The sequence below is a fragment of the Trinickia mobilis genome, from assembly GCF_017315705.1.
GTDB lineage: Bacteria > Pseudomonadota > Gammaproteobacteria > Burkholderiales > Burkholderiaceae > Trinickia_A > Trinickia_A mobilis.
Map to the genome: position 1 here is coordinate 1 of NZ_JAFLRF010000053.1, position 18,253 is coordinate 18,253.

An 18,253-nucleotide genomic window follows, 5' to 3' on the forward strand; every position below is an offset into this window, starting at 1 on the left:
GCGACTGGGGGCGGGAATCATGCCGGGCCTGGCTGGCCAAAGCCCCGATTATCGGGGCATGAAGATAGTAACGGGGGCAATAAGGTGCGGGCACTCGAATATCTGATGCCGGCCGTCATCGCTGCGCGAGCCGACATCATCGTGACGGCAGGCGTCGTCCAATCCAATTCCGTGCGTCAGATCGCCGCCGCTGCCGCGAAGCTGGGTTTGGCCTGTCACTTTGGCATGATTGCCGATCGGGTACCGCAGGTTGACAGCGATTACGCGGAAACCGGAAATATCTTCCTGGACGGGCTGTTTGGTGCGACGCACGAGCCGATGAGCGTACGTGACGACAAATCGGCGTTTATCCAGCAGGTGGCTGATCGCCTCGAACTCGAGGGAAAGCGCCCTTACGTGATACCGTACGGTTGCGCCAACCGGCTCGGCGCCACGGGATACTTGCGCTGCGCGTTGGAAATCGCGCAACAGTCCGAGTCTGCCGGCATCGACATCACCCACGTTGTCCACGCCAGTGGAACCGGAGGCACTCAAGCCGGCTTGGTCGCCGGCTTCGCGCTTCTTGGGGTCGACGTCGAGGTTATTGGCATCGACATCGATGCTGAGCCTGCCGGCGTCCGAGCGCGGGTGACGAAGTTGTTATTGGAACTCGCCTCCGACGCCGGACTCGACGGAGACACGCTGAGCTCAAGGATAACCATCGAAGACGGGTACTCGGCTGGCCACTACGGACTGGCCGACAAACCCACTATCGACGCGATTCGCCTGGCCGCGCAGCGCGAAGCCCTTCTGCTTGACCCGGTCTATAGCGGCAAGGGACTTGCCGGGCTTCTGGGCCTGGTTGCACAACGGCGATTTAAGCCGACTGACAACATTCTGTTCCTTCATACGGGCGGCACGCCTGCCTTATATGCATACCGTTCGCACTTCTGACGATAAATGCGGACTTCAAGACTCCAGCGTTGAACTTTGGGACCGACGTCACTCCGTTTGTTATGTGGTTCTTTTATTCTCGAAACCTCAATACCGGGCGGCGTTGCCGCAAAGATCATGACCCGACAACGATTCGACTCATTGCTTCACCACCACATCATAACGACCTTCATCCAGCAAGGTCATGCCCCAACCAACGAGCAGTTGGCGCATAAGCTTGGGGCTAGTGTGGATGAAATTGAAAGCGGCTTATTGCGACTTGAGGCCACTCATGGCGTATTGCTTCACCCTGGCCGGCGCGAGCTGTGGGTGGCGCATCCGTTCTCGTCGTCGCCAACCCACACTTGGGTCCAGGCTGCGACCTCAGGGTGGTGGGCCACGTGCATGTGGTGCGCGCTCGGTATTTCAGCGCTCGTGAAAGGCAAGGTGGCAATCCATACGAGAATTGGTGGCGAAAGCGAACCGGTGCAAATCGACGTTGTGGACGGTGTCCCGCTGCAAACCAGCCTGTTCGTTCACTTTGCGGACCCTCCACGCAAGGCTTGGGACAACATTCATCATTTTTGTGCACGCTTGCTTCCGTTCCGATCGCGAGACGACGTAGTCGATTGGGCCAAACGGCATCAGCTTCCTGTAGGAGAGGTCATGCCGATTACGTTGATGGCGGATCTCGCACGGAGTTGGTATTCGCGTCATGCCGATGTGGACTGGGAAAAATGGACACCGGCTCAGGCGCTGGAAATATTCCAATCGATTGGTCTGGTAAGCGACTTCTGGGACCTCGACACCTCAGCAAAGCACTATTGAACGCTGAAGCCGGCGTGACGGGGAAACCGCCGGCCAGCTTGGCTCAATAGTTCGCGACGCTTTTCACGAGCTGAGGGGCATCAGAATCGACTGGAATCGGGCTTCCGCCTATCGGCAAACGCGGCAATCGCTTCCTTGGCAGCACCTTCCGTCACCATTTTGCCGAATATCGTCGCCTCTTCATTCATTCGATCTTCCGTTGCGGCGCGTTCACCGGCCTTCATAAGGCGCTTGGTCTCGACAATCGCGCCGAGCGGCTTGGCGGCCAACTTCGCGGCCTTTTGTTGCGCAAATGCGAATGTTTGCTCGACCGGCAGAACTTGATTGACGAGTCCCATCTGCAGGGCTGTTATCACGTCGAAGGCATCACCCGTCAGCAGCACGCGTGCCGCGCGTTGATAGCCGGTCAATTTGGCGTTGGTAATCGTATCTACTGGCACGGAGGCAGGCCGGCTATATGATTATCAAAACCAGCCATGGAGCAGGTATGAATCGGGAGCACATGATACTTGGCGCTTTTTTCTTCAATCCGCAGGGCGACCATCGGATGTCGTGGCGACATCCGCGTGCTCCAAGGGGCGAGATATTCGACCTCCAGTATTACCGTGAATTGGCCGCGTTGGCAGAATCCGGCTGCCTCGATGCGCTCTTTGTCGCGGATCACGTTGCGATGTGGGATACGTTCGAAAGCAATGTGGCCCACTATGCCAATGCTCGCCTCGAGCCGATAACGCTACTGTCTGCTCTTTCCGCTGTCACGCGGGACCTCGGTCTGATCAGCACGCTGTCGGCTTCATTCAGTGAACCCTACAACGTGGCCCGCATGTTCGCGTCGCTCGACCATCTGAGTCACGGTCGGGCTGCATGGAATGTCGTGACCTCGGGCATGAACGAGGAGGCAATGAATTTTGGCGGTGACTCCACGCTTGAGCACGCACACCGTTATGAACGCGCTACGGAGTACCTGGAGGTCGTCAAGGCATTGTGGGACAGCTGGGAAGACGGCGCTGTGCTGCTTGACCGCAAATCTGGCCTCTTTGCCGACACCGCGAAGGTGCATCGCATCGAGCATGCAGGGAGACATTTCACGGTGCGCGGTCCGCTCAACGTGCCTCGACCGCCGCAGGGATATCCGGTGATTGTTCAGGCGGGATCGTCAGGGGATGGCAGGGATCTCGCAGCGTGCCACGCCGATCTGCATTTCTCGATGTGCCGCAGCCTCGAGGAAGGGCTGGCCTACCGGAAGGACCTGAACGAGCGTCTCAAGCGGTATGGTCGCGCTCCGGACAGCCTGAAGATCCTGCCCGGCATACAACCCGTTCTAACAGTCTCCGAAGCAGAGGCGAAAGAAAAGCGTGAACTGCTCGAATCGCTCGTGCCCGAACGCATGGGTGTCGACCTCGTATCGAGCTGGTGTCAGGTCGACCTGTCGAGCGTGCCACTCGACGGACCTTTGCCAGATCTGCCGGACGAGGAAACGTACGACGGACAGCGCAGCAACCTTGCGCGATTGAAAGCGTTCAAAGAACAGAACATGACCATCCGGGAAGTTGCGCGTCAACTAACAAACTCTGGCGCAGCACCGGTAGTGGCCGGAACCGCAGCGGAGATTGCCGATTTCATGGAAGAGTGGTTCAAGGCGGGCCTGTGCGACGGCTTCAATCTGATGTTCCCGGTCCTGGCCGAAGATATGTCTGATTTCGTGCAAAGTGTGGTGCCTGAGCTGCAACGGCGTGGTCTTGCGCAAACCAGCTATCGAAGTGGCACGTTGCGCGACAAGCTCGGCCTGGGACGCCCGTCTAACAGCCTGGCAGTTCATTCCTGACGAGCTGTGCCCGTCAGACGTTGGCCAGGGTGGGGCGCTGGCTTCCTGGTACTCCGTGTTGAACAGGGTCCCCGGCATTACTTCGCAGATATCGAAAGCACTCTTCTTGTCCTAACCGCGCGTTCTTGCCAAATCGTGCACCCAGATCCTTCCGTGCCCGTGCATTTTAGGGTTAACCCTAAAAATCGCAACTCACCTTTGTGAACAAGGTGCTTAATTACGAGCGACCTCTTACCTAGACTTGGAATCACCTGCTCCGGACAACAGTCCGCAGCGAAACCAAGACTGGAGGTTCATCATGAAATCGCTCATTCAAGCCATTGCAGTTGCCGCGGTACTCGCCGTCCCGGCCGTTTCGTTTGCTCAGTCGGACGCGCCTGTTACCAGCGCCGCCGTGCAGAACTCCGGTGCGTCCGGCTACGGTGGTGTGGCGGATGACACATCGGCGTCGGGTTCACATCATCCGCTTCGCGCACTGGATCATTCGATTCTTTCGGTGGGACATGCGATCCGTTCGTCGATTCGCCCCGACCCCAATGACGGCATGAAACCGACTTACTTTGGTGCTTGAAAATAAGCCCTAGACGTTTCCAAGTCGTTATCGGCCCCGGCGGCGAATTGGCGAGCGCCGCCGTCCTTGGGTGCAGCGTGGCGGCGCCGGCTCGGCAGCGCAGTAGATCGCGTCGCGGAGATCCGGGGCCTTTCAACGGCGCACTCGACCTAAGCCTTCCGAGTTCACCGCAATTCACGCCGCAAAATCGCCCCGTCGCCGTTGTCGGCAATTCGTCGCGAATCTCGAGCATCCCCCCTTACCAAACGTTACAGAAGCCACGATATTGTTTCACCTGTGGTGCAGGCAAGTTCCTAGAATTCCTCAGACCGTTGGGCGCCCCGCTTGCCGCGCCCGATGGTCCCGCGCACAGCCGCACCGCCTGCGGTTATGCCGGTGCAATCGATACCGATAACGCAGAAAGGAGTTCAGATGACTCACCTCTCGCTTGCCTCGCTCGTCGCCGCTTCCGCCACCTGCCTTTGCGCCGTCGCACTGAACGCCCACGCGCAGACCCCCGCCGCTACGGCGTCTTCTGCCACGACAGCCGGCGAGGAACTGCATGCCGCCGACAAGACATTCATCACCGACGGAACCCGGACGGTAGCGACCCAGCGCGACGCCGCCCGCATTGCCGACTCGCGTTCGACCGATCGCGACGTGAGGGCTTTCGCCGAAAAGCTGGTCGCCGACTATACGAAGCTCTCAGAATCGATGCGCGCGGCGAGCCCACGCGGCGTGGATGTCCCGCGCGACGACCCTGAAACGGCCGTGCTCGACAGCGTCAAGGATCTGCGTGGCGCCGATTTCGACAAGATGTATATCGAGCAGGTGGCGCTGGACGGTCAGCAAAAGACGCTTTCGGCCTTTCAGGCCGAGATCGCTTCGGGTCGCGACGCGGGTCTCAAGAAGGCTGCCACGCAAGCGTTGCCTGTGATCCAGGCCGATTACGCGAAGGCGCAGGAACTCGCGAAACGCAAACATCTCGCAAGCTAAATCTCAACTTTCGCCGGCGCGTGCGCAGCACGCACCGGTTTCCTCGTCTACGCCTTCTTGTGCTCGCGCGCGGCCAGCGCGAGCCGCCCCATCCGTTGATCGCGCACGAACCACATCAGTGCGGCGCGCCAAAGAAAATCGGTAACCGTCCGACCGTGACCGTATAGACGCTCGATGAAGGCGTCGCCATGCTTTCCCGGCGCCACCTCTGTCCGACATCGGCATGCGGGTCGATATTCTGTCCGCGCCACCAGTCTTGTGAATCGTAAGCGGCTCACGTCGGCCGTTACCCGGGCTAGCCCTTCACCGCCAACGTCGTCGGCCGTGCCGATTCGGTCAACGCGGCGTCGGGCACGACGCTCGTGCAATTGATCGTGGAGAACCTCCGTCATCAATTGCTGCCAGGCGGCTTCGTCGTGCTGCGATTCGCGCTGCCCGTGCGCGAAGGCACTTTGCGCGTGCCCGCAAGCACGCTGATCTTAAACAGCGGCGGACTGCGTGTCGCGACCGTGGACAGCCGCGACGAGGTCCGGTTCAAGCCGGTGACGGTGTGCACGAGTCCTGGAAGGTGAGTTTTCGAGGATTCCGCTAGTTAATTATTTTTCCACATCCACGGAGCCCTGTTCCTCGCAGCGCCGATCACCATTTCATAACTTTCGTACCGACAAGCTGAGTGATCTTCAATCAACGACCAACGTCCCAGGTCCTCCGGCTCTCGACGGAACACCTTGAATGTGTACGAGTCGTCCGCAAGCTCGATCAAATCGACACACCATAGCCCGCTCTCATCCTCGATGCTGCTTATCACCTGCAATTTATCGCTCCCTTCGACGTCGCCCAAAATATAGTTCGTTCGTTTCTGCGTGGATTGGCGTTTCGTCGTGCCGGCTAAATGACCCACTTACAGAATCGCCGAGGAAGTCACAGCAGCTCCGAGTGTCCCCTTTAGACGCCGGATCCGTTTGGAAATCGCCGATTGGGTCACGCATAGCGTGGTTGCTGCCCTCGTGAGGGACGCTTCCTCAATGACCGCTACGAACGATATCAAATCATCCATCACCATTCCCATCAATCATGTCAGTCATTCGCATTATTCGCTTTTGGACGAAACAGTAGAAAGTCTATCCCGGTGGCTCGCCGTACGCCAGGGTCGCCCAACGGTGTACGGATCTCGTCAGGCCAATACGGTCCCATTTTTCTGGGGGTGAGGGATGCCGCTCGTACGAATCAATATTTCGAAGGATACAAAGCCTGAGGTAGTAAAGGCCGTCATCGACATAGTCTACGAAGCCATGGAGTTCTGTCAGTTGCGGCAGTTTATGGTGGCCGTATAGGCTGGCAGCTTCACAAGAGGTGCTAGCCGTATAGCCGTTTCACAGCCGACGCTATCTGCGACGATTGCGAAATTGGAGGAAGGATTGAGGGTCGCCCTGCTTGATCGCGGGCGGCGCTCGGTTCTGCCAACCAGCGCCGGGACGAGGCTCTGCTCCTTCGGCGTTTGAAGCAGAAGCGACTCGACGTCGCCTTGCTTCCCAATCCAGAAGAATCGACGCAGGACGCTTGCGTGGAGCTGTTCTCTCTGGAAGGTCATGAAGGGAAGCGTTTTCTGACGCGGTCGCGACTATTCACCGATGAAAGAAGGACAAAAACTCGCGTCACTCGAAAAGGTCTAGCACGGAAACGGCGTCGCGTTAGCGGCGCCGATTTCCGACCTGTCACCGCGACCGGCTAGCGGCTGGATTTCGACTGAGCATCTTGACTTTTAGGTAGATGTATATACACTCGATGAACGATAAGATGATTCGCCTGTGCACAACAGGTTGCGCAGCAACCTTTACTATTACGCTGAGGCTAGGAGAAAGCCTTCAGGCAGGTGGCCGAGGCACGGAGCAATGCGGACGGGTTCACGGACGGGAAAATGAGGGCAAGCAACGAATTTTCGCGATATCGTGCCGTGGGCGGCGCACGCGGCATCGAGGCTCTGCATGCACAATTCATGATGCACCGATTCGCTCCTCATGTGCACGACAGTTGGGCCATCGGAGGTGTGCTCGAAGGCGTGAAGGACAATGGGCCATCGGCAACATCGAGCAACGTGGTACGGAAAGGCGAACTCACTATCCTGCCCCCCGGCCATGTCCATGCTGGAAAGGCCGTGGGAAATCGGCCATACCAGTATGTCATGATTTACGTGTCGGACGATCTGATGCAGGCACGGGCACGGCACTGCGGGTTCGCGAGAGTCCAGTTCTCCAGTTCTGCCATTCCCGCTGCCGAAATCGTCGTGAGGCTCGCCTCGTTCGTGCGCGCCACCTTGAATCTGCCGCTTAGCGACCAGTCTTCCCAAGAGGTTGTCGCAGCCTGCGAAGCGTTGCTGGAAGCGTTAATTGTCCGCCATGGTCATTTGACGCCGCCTGGCGGAGATCCCCCTCCGGCCTCAGCGGAGGCAGGATTGTCGCGAGCCCGGCGGTTTTTGCTCGAGCACTGGGACCAACCCATTTCCCTCGACCATTTGGCGCGGGAAGCCGCGTTATCACCGTATTACTTCTGCCGACAATTCGGCCGGCTCTATGGTCTGACTCCGCATCGCTATCAACAGGTTTTACGGCTAGCACGGGCTCGCAATCTGATTATTCGAGGTGCCAGCGTTACAGAGGCCGCTGCTGCGACAGGCTTTGCGGATCAAAGCCATCTCGGACGTCAGTTCAGGAGCTGCTACGGCTACTCGCCGGGTTCATTAATACTTGAGAAGCCATCGATTGCGGTCACTGCGCAATAACGTTCTAGCCAGTTAGCGTCCCATTCTGAAATGCTTCGTCCGTCACGCTGCGATGCCGCGGCAGGCCATGAGTCGATACTGCGCAGGTTCGTCTCCGGGAGAAAGAAAAAGCCGACAATCGCGGATAGGGCGGCAATGACCACGGGATACCAGACACCTGCATAAATGTTCCCGGTTGCAGCAACCAGTGCGAATGCAGTCGTGGGTAGAAAACCACCGAACCAGCCATTGCCAATATGGTACGGAAGGGACATCGCCGTGTACCTGATTCGCGTTGGGAAAAGCTCAACCAACGTTGCAGCGATCGGCCCGTAGACCAGGGCAACGAGAAATACGAGCCCCGTCAGCATCACCATGACCATGAAGTAATTGATCTGCTTCGGATTCGCACTTGCGGGATATCCGACCGCGCTGATTTGTTTGCTCAATGCGGCGTTAAATGCCGCCGTCTTTTGCTTTCGCTCCCCCAAGCTGAGTCCAGCGCCTTCGAAGCTCGCGATCACATGATCGCCCACACGAACTGAGGCTACGGTTCCCGGCGGAGCGTTTACGTTGTTGTAGTTGACGGAAGCCTTTGCCAAGAAAGATTTGGCGATATCGCAGGAATTTACGAACTCACTAGTTCCCACGGGATTGAATTGAAAGGAGCAGGTATTGGGGTCGGCGACAACAGTAACGGGAGCTCTCTCCTGCGCACTAGCCAGCGCAGGATTTGCATATCTGGTGAGGCCGTGGAACAGCGGAAAATACAGCAACGCGGCGAGCAGAAAACCAGAGAGCATGACCGGCCGGCGGCCAATTCGATCCGATAGCGCACCAAAAAACAAAATCATTGGTGTGCCGATCACAAGTGCGCCTGCAATCAGGAGGTTGGCTGTCACTGCCTCGACCTTGAGCGTCTGGGTCAAGAAGAATAACGCGTAGAACTGACCCGCGTACCAGATCACAGATTGGCCCGCAGACCCCGAACAATGCGATGAGAACGAGTTTGATATTTGGCCACTGCCCAAAAGCCTCCTTCACCGGAGCCTTGGACGTCGCGTTCTCAGCCTTCATACGCAGAAACACGGGCGACTCGTGCAAGCTTAAGCGGATCCAAACCGACAACGACACAAGGACGATGCTGAAAATGAAGGGGACGCGCCATCCCCAATCGCCAAACTTAGCCTCACCGACGGTTAGACGGACCCCAAGCACCACAAGCAACGAAAGGAAGAAGCCAAGGGTTGCCGTCGTCTGAATCCAGGAGGTGAATGCGCCGCGTCTCCGCGAAGGCGTGTGTTCAGCCACGTACGTCGCCGCGCCGCCATATTCGCCGCCGAGCGCCAGGCCCTGAACAAGACGCAGAACGACCAAAACAACCGGAGCCGTTAAGCCAATCGTGGAATATGCAGGGAGAACCCCGACTAGAAAAGTCGACGCGCCCATCAACAGGATGGTGATGAGGAAGGTGTATTTTCGACCAACAAGACTCCTCCAATCACCCGCCAGCGCTATTGTTGTTAGCCGATGCTAAGCAGGTATTCTCGATCGCCTGCTGACATCGACTCCAGCCAGTTTGACTCGGTCCCTGGTTCGGGCAATACCTTCCCATACTCGACCATCTGCGCGGGAGGTAGCTCCGAGAGATATGCCCACACAAACCGCTTCTCCGTGTTCGCCGCCTTGACAACGACGTCTACGATGCTCTCGAGCAATTGTCTCTTCTGTTCGGCGTTTCTGCCCGCGCGAATACTCCCGTGGACGTAGATCAGGTCGGACTTCAGCGGACTGCCACCGAGGAAATGGTCGTCTGACGCGATCTTGTTGAAGATGACTTGGGCGAAGAAGCCCTGCGCTCCGGTTGCATTGCTATGCGCACTGGTAACACCTTTTGCGATCTCCCGTTTCGCCTGACGGCTAAGCCGATCTGCAGCGACGTACACGACATATGTTGGCATCATTTGCTCCAAATTAAGCATCATACGGATGTATATGCATCTAATGCTGTGCAAGGAGGGCAGAAACACTATTAGTTGTACCTGCACTGTTTGCATGACCAAACAGTTGTAGGTACATCTTATAGAGTAGATCAGCGCACCATCATCTGGTGTTTACCCCTTGCCGGTATGACGAGTCCCGCGATGAGAAGCCGCAAAAAAATCAGAGACTCGCGTTCACACGCTGCAACGATTCGAGCGCTTGCAGCAGACGCTTATTAGTCGGTCCCTTCAAAAATTTTTGGACCTCATTTTCGACCTGGTTCTGAGCGATCATCCAGTACGGTTCTGCACTGCGTAGCTTTTCGATCCCTTGCCTGCTCAATCGGGCAACCCTGAAACGGGCATCCGACTCCGGGGCAGCCTCTACCCACCCCGCGTTTATCAAGATTTTGAGATTGCGAGATATTGTCGTCTTGTCAAGCGCCGCCTCAGCCGCGATCTCGTTGTAAGTTGCGGCGCCCAACCGCTCCAAGGCCCTCAACAGCGAGAACTGCGTTATTTTGAGCCCGACCGGACGAAGGGCATCATCGTAGACGCCAGTCAGGGCATTGGCTGAGCGCCGGAATTGCGTACAGTAACAGTCGGTGAACATTTTCAACCTGCCAACCCGGACTCCGTGTGCAAGCCCAGCAATAGTTCGATGTATGTACATCTATTCTATAGGAGAAACACATACGTGTCAAAACCTCGCTAACTCTTGCATGGTCGATCAAAGGTAGTGAGAGATGTAGAGAACCAGACGAAGCGGCAACCGCACCTTGTCTCCAGTCTTTCGCTCCGTCGGGAACGCCATTCCGGCCAGGTCGAGGTCTTCGAAACCGCGCCGGAGGACCGCATTGCGGTTGTCTTCGTCATTGAATGTGCCAAGCAGAGATCCCGTGAAAACGGAGAATGGTACCTCGCGCGCGTGCCGGGCCGCACCCCGCAACTCCTCCTTGCTTGCGCCGAATATCAGCACTGGGTCCTTAAACATCGGCGAATACATATTTCCCGATGCATCGTTGTCGCTTTCGCCGACAGCGTCATCACTGACGGCGACACCGCTGACGGTAAATGCTGCAACATTCAGCCTCTGCCACGGTAATAACCCGCGCCGCAGGACAACGAGAATCTTCTTCTGCGAATCCGATGCGACAGAAGTTTGAGTCTGGTCCAATTGTTCTTCTTTCATATACACGTTCTTCACACTAGCATCGTCAACATGTTTACCGGCGCTCGGCCGATCATACTGGACGTTAGGATGACTGATGTAATCAGCAAAGCGCTCCAGCATCGGAGCGCACGTCACGCCGTCCCACGACTCGAAGGTCTGGGTGCGTAGCGCCCGCTTTTGCTTTGCGTCGGTACGGTAACGGCAGTGCATGAAGAGATTGGTCACCTCATCGTGGACCAAAGCGAAACGCTGCAAATGACGCGCCGACTTGAAGCAGCGCATCACCTTCTCGCGAACCCGTGTCGGTTGGTGGGAGTTTTCCGCCCGGTTGTTCAGCCCCCAAGAAGTTGACATACCGTCACAATGTCACGGTACGGCGTCTAGGCCTTATTCTTGATCGCCGCCACAAGTTCGGCGGTGGTGAGAATCTCGTGGGCATAGGTAGGGCCATCGATATTATGGGCAGCGTGCAGGGCTTCGTGCGACCGCGCGGACGTCGCGTCGCGCACCAGCGTAACGTGATATCCCAGCTCCATACCCACTCGTCCTGTCGATTCGAGGCAGGTGTTTGCGAGAAGACCGATCAGGATGATCTTTTCCTTGCCGTGACGTTTAAGCTGATGGTCGGGATCGGTGTTTGGAAAGCCGCTCGGGCCCCAGTGCTCGGTTGCGACGATATCGCCGCGTTGCACCTGGAAATCTTCATGAAAGGTGCCGCCCCAGGTTCCTTTGGCGAAGGTTTGCCGTTCGGCCGAGGCGAGTTGATTGGGTGTCGGGTACTTCCAGGTGATGTAATCGCCCGGCTCCCACCGGTGGTGTGGAACGTGATAGATCGCAATCCCTCCTTCCCTTGCAGTCCGGACGATGGTGCGAAGGTTCTCCAACATGTTGTTTTCCCGCGCGATGTCCTTGATGAACGGAAAGAGCTTGCCCCCTCGCTTAGAAAGTCGTTATACAGATCCACACATAGCACAGCGGTAATCTTGGGCTCGTAAGTGACCATCGAAGACTCCTTATCAGATGGAGATTCCTCCCGCACCGGGACGTTTCACCTTGCTCCAAAATAAATGTTGTGCATAATGTATAATAAGTGCGTCTCCGGGGGACTGTCAAGGTGCGCGGTGAGATGAACGTCGGTTACGGAAGCGCACCATATCCAATCATTGGCGCAGCGTCGTGTCGGGAAAAATATGACGGTGGAATCGTGACGCGAGGAGCGGCACGCAGAGTCAACGCAGAGGTCTGTATCAGCGTTCTGTTGACTGCCTTGACGCGTTCAGCCGGGGGGGGGCGACGATTTGTGCCGATGCCTGGCCTGGCGCATGTGTTCTGACGGGACCGGCGCAGGCACGACGGATCATTGCTAAAATAGTGGTCAGGCAACACTTAACGTGTATACAGGACCGATTCGCTTTTCACAGTTTCTCGCCGTAACAGGAGGTGGTTTTGTGGGACGTTCCAATCGCGAGCAAGCGGACAAAAACCGGCAGCGCATCGTAGATCAAGCAGGCGCAACAATGCGCGGTGGCGGTGTAGGGGCCGTCAGTATCTCTGAGATCATGGCGCGCGCAGGCCTGACACAGGGCGGCTTCTACAATCATTTCGAGTCAAAGGAGGCCTTGATCACGGAAGCCTGTTCATCCGGTTTCGCGCGGTCCGTGCAGAATTGGAAAGCAAGGGCAATTTCAACGAGGCAGCCCGCTGCGGGCGCGTTGAAACGCCTCGTCGCTTTCTATTTTGCTAAAAAGCCAGTCGAGCAAAGTTGCCCGATGGTAGCCCTTGGACAGGATGCGGCGCCACACAATGCAAGCGCGGCGCTTAACGAAGCATACCGGGAAGGGGTCGGGCAATTCTTCTCCACCTTTAGGGAGATTGCTCACACAGACCGTTCGTGCTCGTTATCAGAGGAACAACTGGTTGTCGCATTCGCTGCGATGGTCGGTGCGAATATGCTTTCGCGGGCGACGGGAGACAAGAAGTGGGCTGCCGAAGTCGAGAGGGGGCTCGTCGGGTCGTCGACGTGATAACAGATGGGATGCTTTACCTCGAACGTTTTTAGGCAACGATCTATCCGTGTAGGTGGAAGGGTTTGCCTGACGTCGCGTCGAAGAAGAAAGCGAGGGCGCTTCGGTCAGAATGGAGCCCGCATGCTCTCCAGTATGTGCCCGTGACCTTGGCGTGCCCGTCTTTCTCGGTTGATCAGGCCTGCCGCATCAGACTGGTCGACTAAATTTGAATGGTGTCGATCTGCAGTATTCAGGCGGTCGCGACAACAGGGAGCCATTTCTAACGACTTCCCTAGCGGTGCGGGAAATTCTCAGTTTTGGACTAGCCTTTCAGCAAAGCGCGTGAACAAGAAATAGCCCCCGAATACGATGCGAGCACTATTGCGGCAAGCGCGAATCGCTCTTTCGTGTTCCACGAACTACATATGAACAGCAGGAGACATCCAGTCGCCGCACATAAATTCAGAATCGTACACGCGAATATGAGGCGGGTGTGCTTTCTGCGTTGGGCAATTGTATCTATCATTCAACAGCGCCCCGGAACACGCATGTTGCCTCTCGGCATCGAAGTTCGCTTGACATCTAACGGCGACTCAATCTTGCCGAACGGCTTCCTGGGAGACTCCGAGATAAGGGATGCTAACGATTGCTGCATACACATTCATTAAGCAATGCAAACAAGGAAGAATCTATATCGGGTCGCGGTGACAGGTCGGAAGTCGGCGCCGCTAGCGCGACGCCGTTTACGTGCTAGACCTTTTCGATTGACGCGAGTTTTTGTCCTTCTTCATCGGTGAATAGTCGCGACCGCGTCAGAAAGCGCTTCCCTTCAGGTCCTTCGAGAGAGAACATCCCGCCCGTACCGGACACTACATCGATGATCAACTGCGTATGCTGCCAATACTGGAACTGCGGGCCACTGATATAGAACGGTGCGCCATTGATCTCTCCTAGTAGCCGGTCAATGTCGCCGATCTGGAGCTCTCCCGCTGGATAGCACATCGGCGCGCTGCCATCGCAGCAGCCTCCAGACTGGTGGAACATAACCGGACCGTGCTTTGCGCGCACGACATTGATGAGTTCCGCCGCCGCAGGCGTACAAATGACACGGCGAATGTCGAGCGTCAAAAGAACCCCGTCGGAGATTCGTCATAGCTGACCAGCAGGTTTTTGGTCTGCTGGTAGTGGTCGAGCATCATCTTGTGGTTTTCGCGGCCGATCCCGGATGCTTTGTATCCACCGAAGGCCGCATGTGCGGGATATTGATGGTAGCAGTTGGTCCAGATACGGCCCGCCTGGATTCCTCTGCCCATGCGGAACGCACGATTTCCGTCACGGCTCCACACTCCGGCACCCAGACCGTAGAGCGTGTCGTTGGCGATTGCCAGCGCTTCTTCCTCGTCCTTGAACGTCGTCACGGAGACTACCGGTCCAAAAATTTCTTCCTGGAAGATCCGCATCTGGTTGTTACCCTGAAACACGGTCGGCTTCACGTAGTAACCGTCTTTCAGATCGCCGTCGAGTATGTTCCGCGCGCCTCCGGTAAGCGTCTTGGCGCCTTCCTGTTTGCCAATGTCGAGGTAGGACAGGATTTTCTCGAGTTGCTCATTCGAGGCCTGCGCACCGATCATGGTGCTCATCTCCATCGGGTTCCCCTGCTTGATTGCTTCGACTCGCTTGATGGCTTTTTCCATGAAACGTTCGTAGATCGACTCTTGAACCAATGCGCGCGACGGACAGGTGCAAACCTCGCCTTGATTCAGCGCGAACATCGCGAAGCCTTCGAGTGCCTTGTCGAGGAAGCTGTCATCCCTCGATACGACGTCTTCGAAGAAGATGTTCGGTGATTTGCCACCCAATTCCAATGTCACCGGAATGAGATTCTGGCTGGCGTATTGCATGATCAGTCGTCCAGTCGTCGTCTCGCCCGTGAACGCAATCTTGGCGATGCGCGGATTCGACGCAAGCGGTTTGCCCGCTTCGAGGCCGAAGCCATTGACTACATTGAGTACACCAGGCGGCAGCAGATCGCCAATCAGTTCGATCAACACAAGGATCGAGGCCGGCGTCTGCTCGGCGGGTTTGAGCACCACGCAGTTGCCGGCCGCCAGTGCTGGTGCCACCTTCCACACCGCCATGAGAAGAGGAAAGTTCCACGGAATGATCTGACCCACGACGCCGAGCGGCTCGTGAAAATGGTACGCGTAGGTCTTGCTGTCGATCTCGCTGATGCCGCCTTCCTGTGCACGGATGCAGGATGCGAAGTAGCGGAAATGATCGACCGCGAGCGGCAGGTCCGCGAAAGTAGTCTCGCGAATAGGTTTCCCGTTATCCCAAGTTTCCGCCGCAGCCAGCATCGACAGGTTTGCCTCCATGCGGTCAGCAATCTTCAGCAAGACGTTGGCGCGCTCGATCGGCGATGTGCGGCCCCAACTTGCCTTTGCAGCGTGCGCTGCATCCAACGCCAATTCAATATCTTCCGCCGTCGATCGGGCGATCTCACAGAACACCCGGCCCGTCACTGGTGTGATGTTTTCGAAATACCGACCGCCGACCGGCGCGATCCATCTGCCGCCAATGAAGTTGTCGTAGCGCTTCTTGAACGGCACCGCTGTGCCAAATTTGCCTGGTTCCAGCATTTCCATATGCAACTCCTGTCGAACGGTTGTGACGTTGCTTGCAGCGAGGGAATGTGACGTATCGAAAGCCTATGAAAGCAATCTCTCGATCGCGGCACTGGCTCCTGACGTCTCAAGAATGTCCTTAAGTTCTTCGCTGCTGATCGTATGCAGAGGAAGACGCGTAGGCCCGCAGTTGACCCGTGCTTGCACACTGATCGCCTTGAGAACGTTGGCCAGACCGTGGGGAAACGCGAGACTGACCATCGTTTTCGCGTCAGACTGAAGGGATGCTGCGCGATCGCGGTCACCCGCCTGATACGCTCGGAAAAGCCTGCGAAAATGCTTTCCAGCGAAGTTGTAGCTCATCCCGACAGCACCGCGCACGCCAAGATTCATTGCGTCTATCAACAGATCGTCACGGCCGAAGTAGACGGTGTGTTTCGGCAGACACAGTTTTGCTATCTTCTCCAAGTCGACAAGATCGTCTCCGGTGTACTTCACTCCGGCGAAGTTTGGAATCACCCCGTCGAGGCGTGCAACGACTTCGCTTGCGGGTATGTTGATGCCCGTTGCCATCGGAACGTGGTAATAGTAGAACGGCAAGTGGGGAGCCGCCTCAGCCACCTTCACCATACATGCAGCTACATCTTCCGCATTCACCGGTTTCAGGAAGAACGGGGGAACGGCAGCTATGCCGGCTGCACCAATCGCCTGCGCGTGGGCAGCCAGATCTCGTGCGTCGGCAAGGCAGGCGTGACCGACATGTACCAGAATCTGAAGCTTTTTGCCCGCCTCATCCATCCACTTCGCAGCCACCGCCTTGCGTTCATCGATGGTCATGGACATGCCTTCGCCCGTAGTTCCGCATACGAAGGCGCCATCGACATCGTCGTCGATCAAGCGCTGCGCTTGCACGCGGATTACCTCGAGGTTAAGAAAACCCTTGTCATCGAAGGGCGTAAAGACTGCCGCGAGGAGCTTTAGCTTGTCCACCGTGTTGACTCCATCAGAATGAAAGGACCTTCCTGAAGCATTAGTTTTAACAGTCTGTCGTGGGCCGACTTTCTGCGCTAGAACAATATTGCGCAATATCGCGGTCGCCAGCCGCGTTGTTCTCATGAGCGCGGTGTCAGAATGAATTCGCGCAAAAGGGTGTCCAATTCCACTGAAACTGCCACCGCTAGCCGGCGCGGTAAGGGATCTCCCTTTATACGCAATATTGTTCTAGCGGAAGAAATTGCTTGGCGCGAGACTACGAGGGCCAAGTATGGCTCGGGGGCGAGCGGTCGACTTCGAGTCGATAAAGCCGAACAAATTCGCCGAGCGGTCTGGTTTGCCTGGCCAGACCGGACGGCCGTCGAAAGTGCTGGATTGTCTGGTCAACCTATATCTACATAGGAGGTAGAACAAATGCGCGAAGCGATTGCCGATCTTCAGGGCTCGAAGATCCGCGAGATTGTGAATGCTGGACTTGGGCGCGGTGATGTGCTCGCATTTTGGCTTGGTGAGAGCGATGAAGTCACGCCTGAGGTCATCCGCCGTGCGGCAATCGAATCGCTGGAGCGCGGCGAGACGTTCTATGCGCACAATATCGGCTTGCCTGAGTTGCGAGAGGCGATAGCGGAATATACCGGTGAGCTCCATCCCGCCGTTGGTGTTGACCGCATCGTCGTCACCTCGGCCGGCGTCAACGGGTTAATGCTGGCTGTACAGGCGCTCGTTGACGCCGGCGACGAAGTAGTCGTGGTAACACCCGTCTGGCCGAACCTCGTCGCCCAACCGGCGATCATGGGCGCTAGGGTACGCTGCGTGTCGCTTAAACCGATCGACGGTGCCTGGACGCTGGACATGCAGGGTTTGCTGACCGCGGTTACGGCCAAAACTCGGTTGTTGATGATTAACTCACCCAATAACCCGACGGGCTGGACGCTGACTCGCGGCGAGCAGCAACGGATCCTCGATCATTGCCGCGCTACCGGCACCTGGTTGCTGGCCGACGAGGTCTACGAGCGGCTGTATTTCGACGCAACCCCCAACAGATGCGCGCCAAGCTTTCTCGATATCGCAGCGCCCGACGAGCGCCTGATCGTCGCGCACAGCTTTTCGAAAAGTTTTCTCATGACAGGTTGGCGCCTAGGTTGGCTCGTTGTGCCCGCGTCCTTGACCGATGCGATGGGCAAGCTGATTGAGTACAACACGTCCTGCGCCAGCGTGTTCACACAACGCGCCGCCATCGCTGCGCTCGCGCATCGTGAGCAGATCACGCCCAGCATCGTTGCACATTTCAAGAAATGCCGTGACACGCTTGTGCCGTTGCTAGCCGCGCTGGACGGCGTGCACATCTCTCCTGCGCGAGGCGGCATGTATGCCTTCTTCAAACTTGATGGCTTCGATGACTCAGTGACCGTCGCCAAGCGCCTGGTTGCCGAAGTGGGTTTGGGCTTGGCGCCCGGAGAGGCGTTCACACCGGAGGCGAAGGGCTGGTTGCGGTGGTGTTTCGCTTCAAAGGACATTGGACGACTGGTTGAGGGCGCCCGTCGGCTAGAGGCATGGCTTAAGGTGAACAACCGGCCACCGGTAGCCTGAATGGCGAAAGATCGA

Annotated in this window: 19 protein-coding genes and 3 pseudogenes; 10 read left to right on the plus strand and 12 right to left on the minus strand. The window is 57.1% G+C overall.

The window, feature by feature from the left end; translation table 11 throughout:
* Both J3489_RS33330 and merB read left to right on the plus strand, forming a co-directional pair.
* On the plus strand, positions 1-933 hold a 933-nt coding region (locus J3489_RS33330), incomplete at its 5' end, for a pyridoxal-phosphate dependent enzyme (protein WP_207005079.1).
* 117 nt (positions 934-1,050) lie between these two features.
* Positions 1,051-1,740 (plus strand): organomercurial lyase, encoded by a 690-nt coding sequence (gene merB / locus J3489_RS33335; RefSeq protein WP_207005080.1) that lies wholly within the window; start codon positions 1,051-1,053, stop codon positions 1,738-1,740.
* Positions 1,741-1,820: 80 nt separating this feature from the next.
* Here merB and J3489_RS33340 read toward each other — a convergent pair whose 3' ends face one another.
* Positions 1,821-2,180, minus strand: a complete 360-nt coding sequence (locus J3489_RS33340) for an enoyl-CoA hydratase-related protein (RefSeq protein ID WP_207005081.1) — start codon at positions 2,178-2,180, stop codon at positions 1,821-1,823.
* 17 nt (positions 2,181-2,197) lie between these two features.
* Between J3489_RS33340 and J3489_RS33345 the strand changes: the two genes are divergently transcribed.
* The 3 genes from J3489_RS33345 to J3489_RS33355 all read left to right on the plus strand — a co-directional run bounded on the left by J3489_RS33345 (position 2,198) and on the right by J3489_RS33355 (position 5,111).
* Positions 2,198-3,565, plus strand: coding sequence for an LLM class flavin-dependent oxidoreductase (locus tag J3489_RS33345; protein ID WP_207005082.1), 1,368 nt, complete (start codon positions 2,198-2,200; stop codon positions 3,563-3,565).
* 298 nt (positions 3,566-3,863) lie between these two features.
* Positions 3,864-4,136, plus strand: a complete 273-nt coding sequence (locus J3489_RS33350) for a hypothetical protein (RefSeq protein ID WP_207005083.1) — start codon at positions 3,864-3,866, stop codon at positions 4,134-4,136.
* A gap of 411 nt (positions 4,137-4,547) precedes the next feature.
* The gene (locus J3489_RS33355; protein WP_207005084.1) at positions 4,548-5,111 is read left to right on the plus strand and encodes a DUF4142 domain-containing protein; all 564 of its coding nucleotides are present in this window, start codon (positions 4,548-4,550) and stop codon (positions 5,109-5,111) included.
* A 47-nt stretch (positions 5,112-5,158) separates the two neighbouring features.
* On the opposite strand, the gene J3489_RS33360 is transcribed toward J3489_RS33355, so the two are convergent.
* Positions 5,159-5,317 carry a hypothetical protein gene (locus J3489_RS33360; protein ID WP_207005085.1) on the minus strand — a complete coding sequence of 53 codons (159 nt, stop codon included), beginning with the start codon at positions 5,315-5,317 and terminating at the stop codon, positions 5,159-5,161.
* A gap of 156 nt (positions 5,318-5,473) precedes the next feature.
* On the opposite strand from J3489_RS33360, the gene J3489_RS33365 reads away from it, so the two are divergent.
* Positions 5,474-5,683, plus strand: a complete 210-nt coding sequence (locus J3489_RS33365; RefSeq protein WP_207005086.1) for a hypothetical protein — start codon at positions 5,474-5,476, stop codon at positions 5,681-5,683.
* Between the two features lie 329 nt (positions 5,684-6,012).
* Here the strand turns inward: J3489_RS33365 and J3489_RS33370 are convergent, their stop codons facing one another.
* On the minus strand, positions 6,013-6,180 hold the full coding sequence (locus J3489_RS33370; protein WP_309491465.1) for a helix-turn-helix domain-containing protein: 168 nt from the start codon (positions 6,178-6,180) through the stop codon (positions 6,013-6,015).
* Between the two features lie 280 nt (positions 6,181-6,460).
* Here J3489_RS33370 and J3489_RS39025 point away from each other — a divergent pair.
* Positions 6,461-6,613: pseudogene (locus J3489_RS39025) on the plus strand (LysR family transcriptional regulator); the annotation flags it as partial.
* Between the two features lie 416 nt (positions 6,614-7,029).
* A complete protein-coding gene (locus J3489_RS33380; protein WP_207005087.1) occupies positions 7,030-7,890 on the plus strand; it encodes an AraC family transcriptional regulator in 861 nt (286 codons plus the stop codon).
* Positions 7,891-7,979: 89 nt separating this feature from the next.
* Here J3489_RS33380 and J3489_RS33385 read toward each other — a convergent pair.
* The 6 genes and pseudogenes from J3489_RS33385 to J3489_RS33405 form a co-directional block, all read right to left on the minus strand.
* Positions 7,980-9,360 (minus strand): annotated as a pseudogene (locus J3489_RS33385) (MFS transporter); the annotation flags it as partial.
* 32 nt (positions 9,361-9,392) lie between these two features.
* Positions 9,393-9,833 (minus strand): tautomerase family protein, encoded by a 441-nt coding sequence (locus J3489_RS33390; RefSeq protein ID WP_242540514.1) that lies wholly within the window; start codon positions 9,831-9,833, stop codon positions 9,393-9,395.
* Between the two features lie 199 nt (positions 9,834-10,032).
* The gene (locus J3489_RS33395; RefSeq protein WP_207005110.1) at positions 10,033-10,464 is read right to left on the minus strand and encodes a MarR family winged helix-turn-helix transcriptional regulator; all 432 of its coding nucleotides are present in this window, start codon (positions 10,462-10,464) and stop codon (positions 10,033-10,035) included.
* A 117-nt stretch (positions 10,465-10,581) separates the two neighbouring features.
* On the minus strand, positions 10,582-11,145 hold the full coding sequence (locus J3489_RS38110; protein WP_445267846.1) for a DUF2000 family protein: 564 nt from the start codon (positions 11,143-11,145) through the stop codon (positions 10,582-10,584).
* 3 nt (positions 11,146-11,148) lie between these two features.
* A pseudogene (locus tag J3489_RS39095) lies at positions 11,149-11,364 on the minus strand (IS6 family transposase); the annotation flags it as partial.
* A 41-nt stretch (positions 11,365-11,405) separates the two neighbouring features.
* A complete protein-coding gene (locus tag J3489_RS33405) occupies positions 11,406-11,912 on the minus strand; it encodes a cysteine hydrolase family protein (RefSeq protein ID WP_242540515.1) in 507 nt (168 codons plus the stop codon).
* 561 nt (positions 11,913-12,473) lie between these two features.
* Here J3489_RS33405 and J3489_RS33410 point away from each other — a divergent pair.
* Positions 12,474-13,049: a TetR/AcrR family transcriptional regulator gene (locus J3489_RS33410; protein WP_207005089.1), complete on the plus strand. Its 576-nt coding sequence runs from the start codon at positions 12,474-12,476 to the stop codon at positions 13,047-13,049.
* A gap of 732 nt (positions 13,050-13,781) precedes the next feature.
* Here the strand turns inward: J3489_RS33410 and J3489_RS33415 are convergent.
* The 3 genes from J3489_RS33415 to J3489_RS33425 form a co-directional block, all read right to left on the minus strand.
* Entirely contained in the window at positions 13,782-14,159 is a 378-nt protein-coding gene (locus tag J3489_RS33415) for a DUF779 domain-containing protein (RefSeq protein ID WP_207005090.1), read from the minus strand.
* On the minus strand, positions 14,156-15,676 hold the full coding sequence (gene adh, locus J3489_RS33420) for an aldehyde dehydrogenase (protein WP_207005091.1): 1,521 nt from the start codon (positions 15,674-15,676) through the stop codon (positions 14,156-14,158). The genes J3489_RS33415 and adh overlap by 4 nt, the downstream gene beginning before the upstream one ends.
* Before the next feature lie 63 nt (positions 15,677-15,739).
* Positions 15,740-16,645: a dihydrodipicolinate synthase family protein gene (locus J3489_RS33425; protein WP_309491466.1), complete on the minus strand. Its 906-nt coding sequence runs from the start codon at positions 16,643-16,645 to the stop codon at positions 15,740-15,742.
* Between the two features lie 417 nt (positions 16,646-17,062).
* Here J3489_RS33425 and J3489_RS33430 point away from each other — a divergent pair, with 417 nt between their 5' ends.
* Positions 17,063-18,238 (plus strand): pyridoxal phosphate-dependent aminotransferase, encoded by a 1,176-nt coding sequence (locus J3489_RS33430; RefSeq protein WP_207005093.1) that lies wholly within the window; start codon positions 17,063-17,065, stop codon positions 18,236-18,238.
* Positions 18,239-18,253 lie beyond the last annotated feature (15 nt).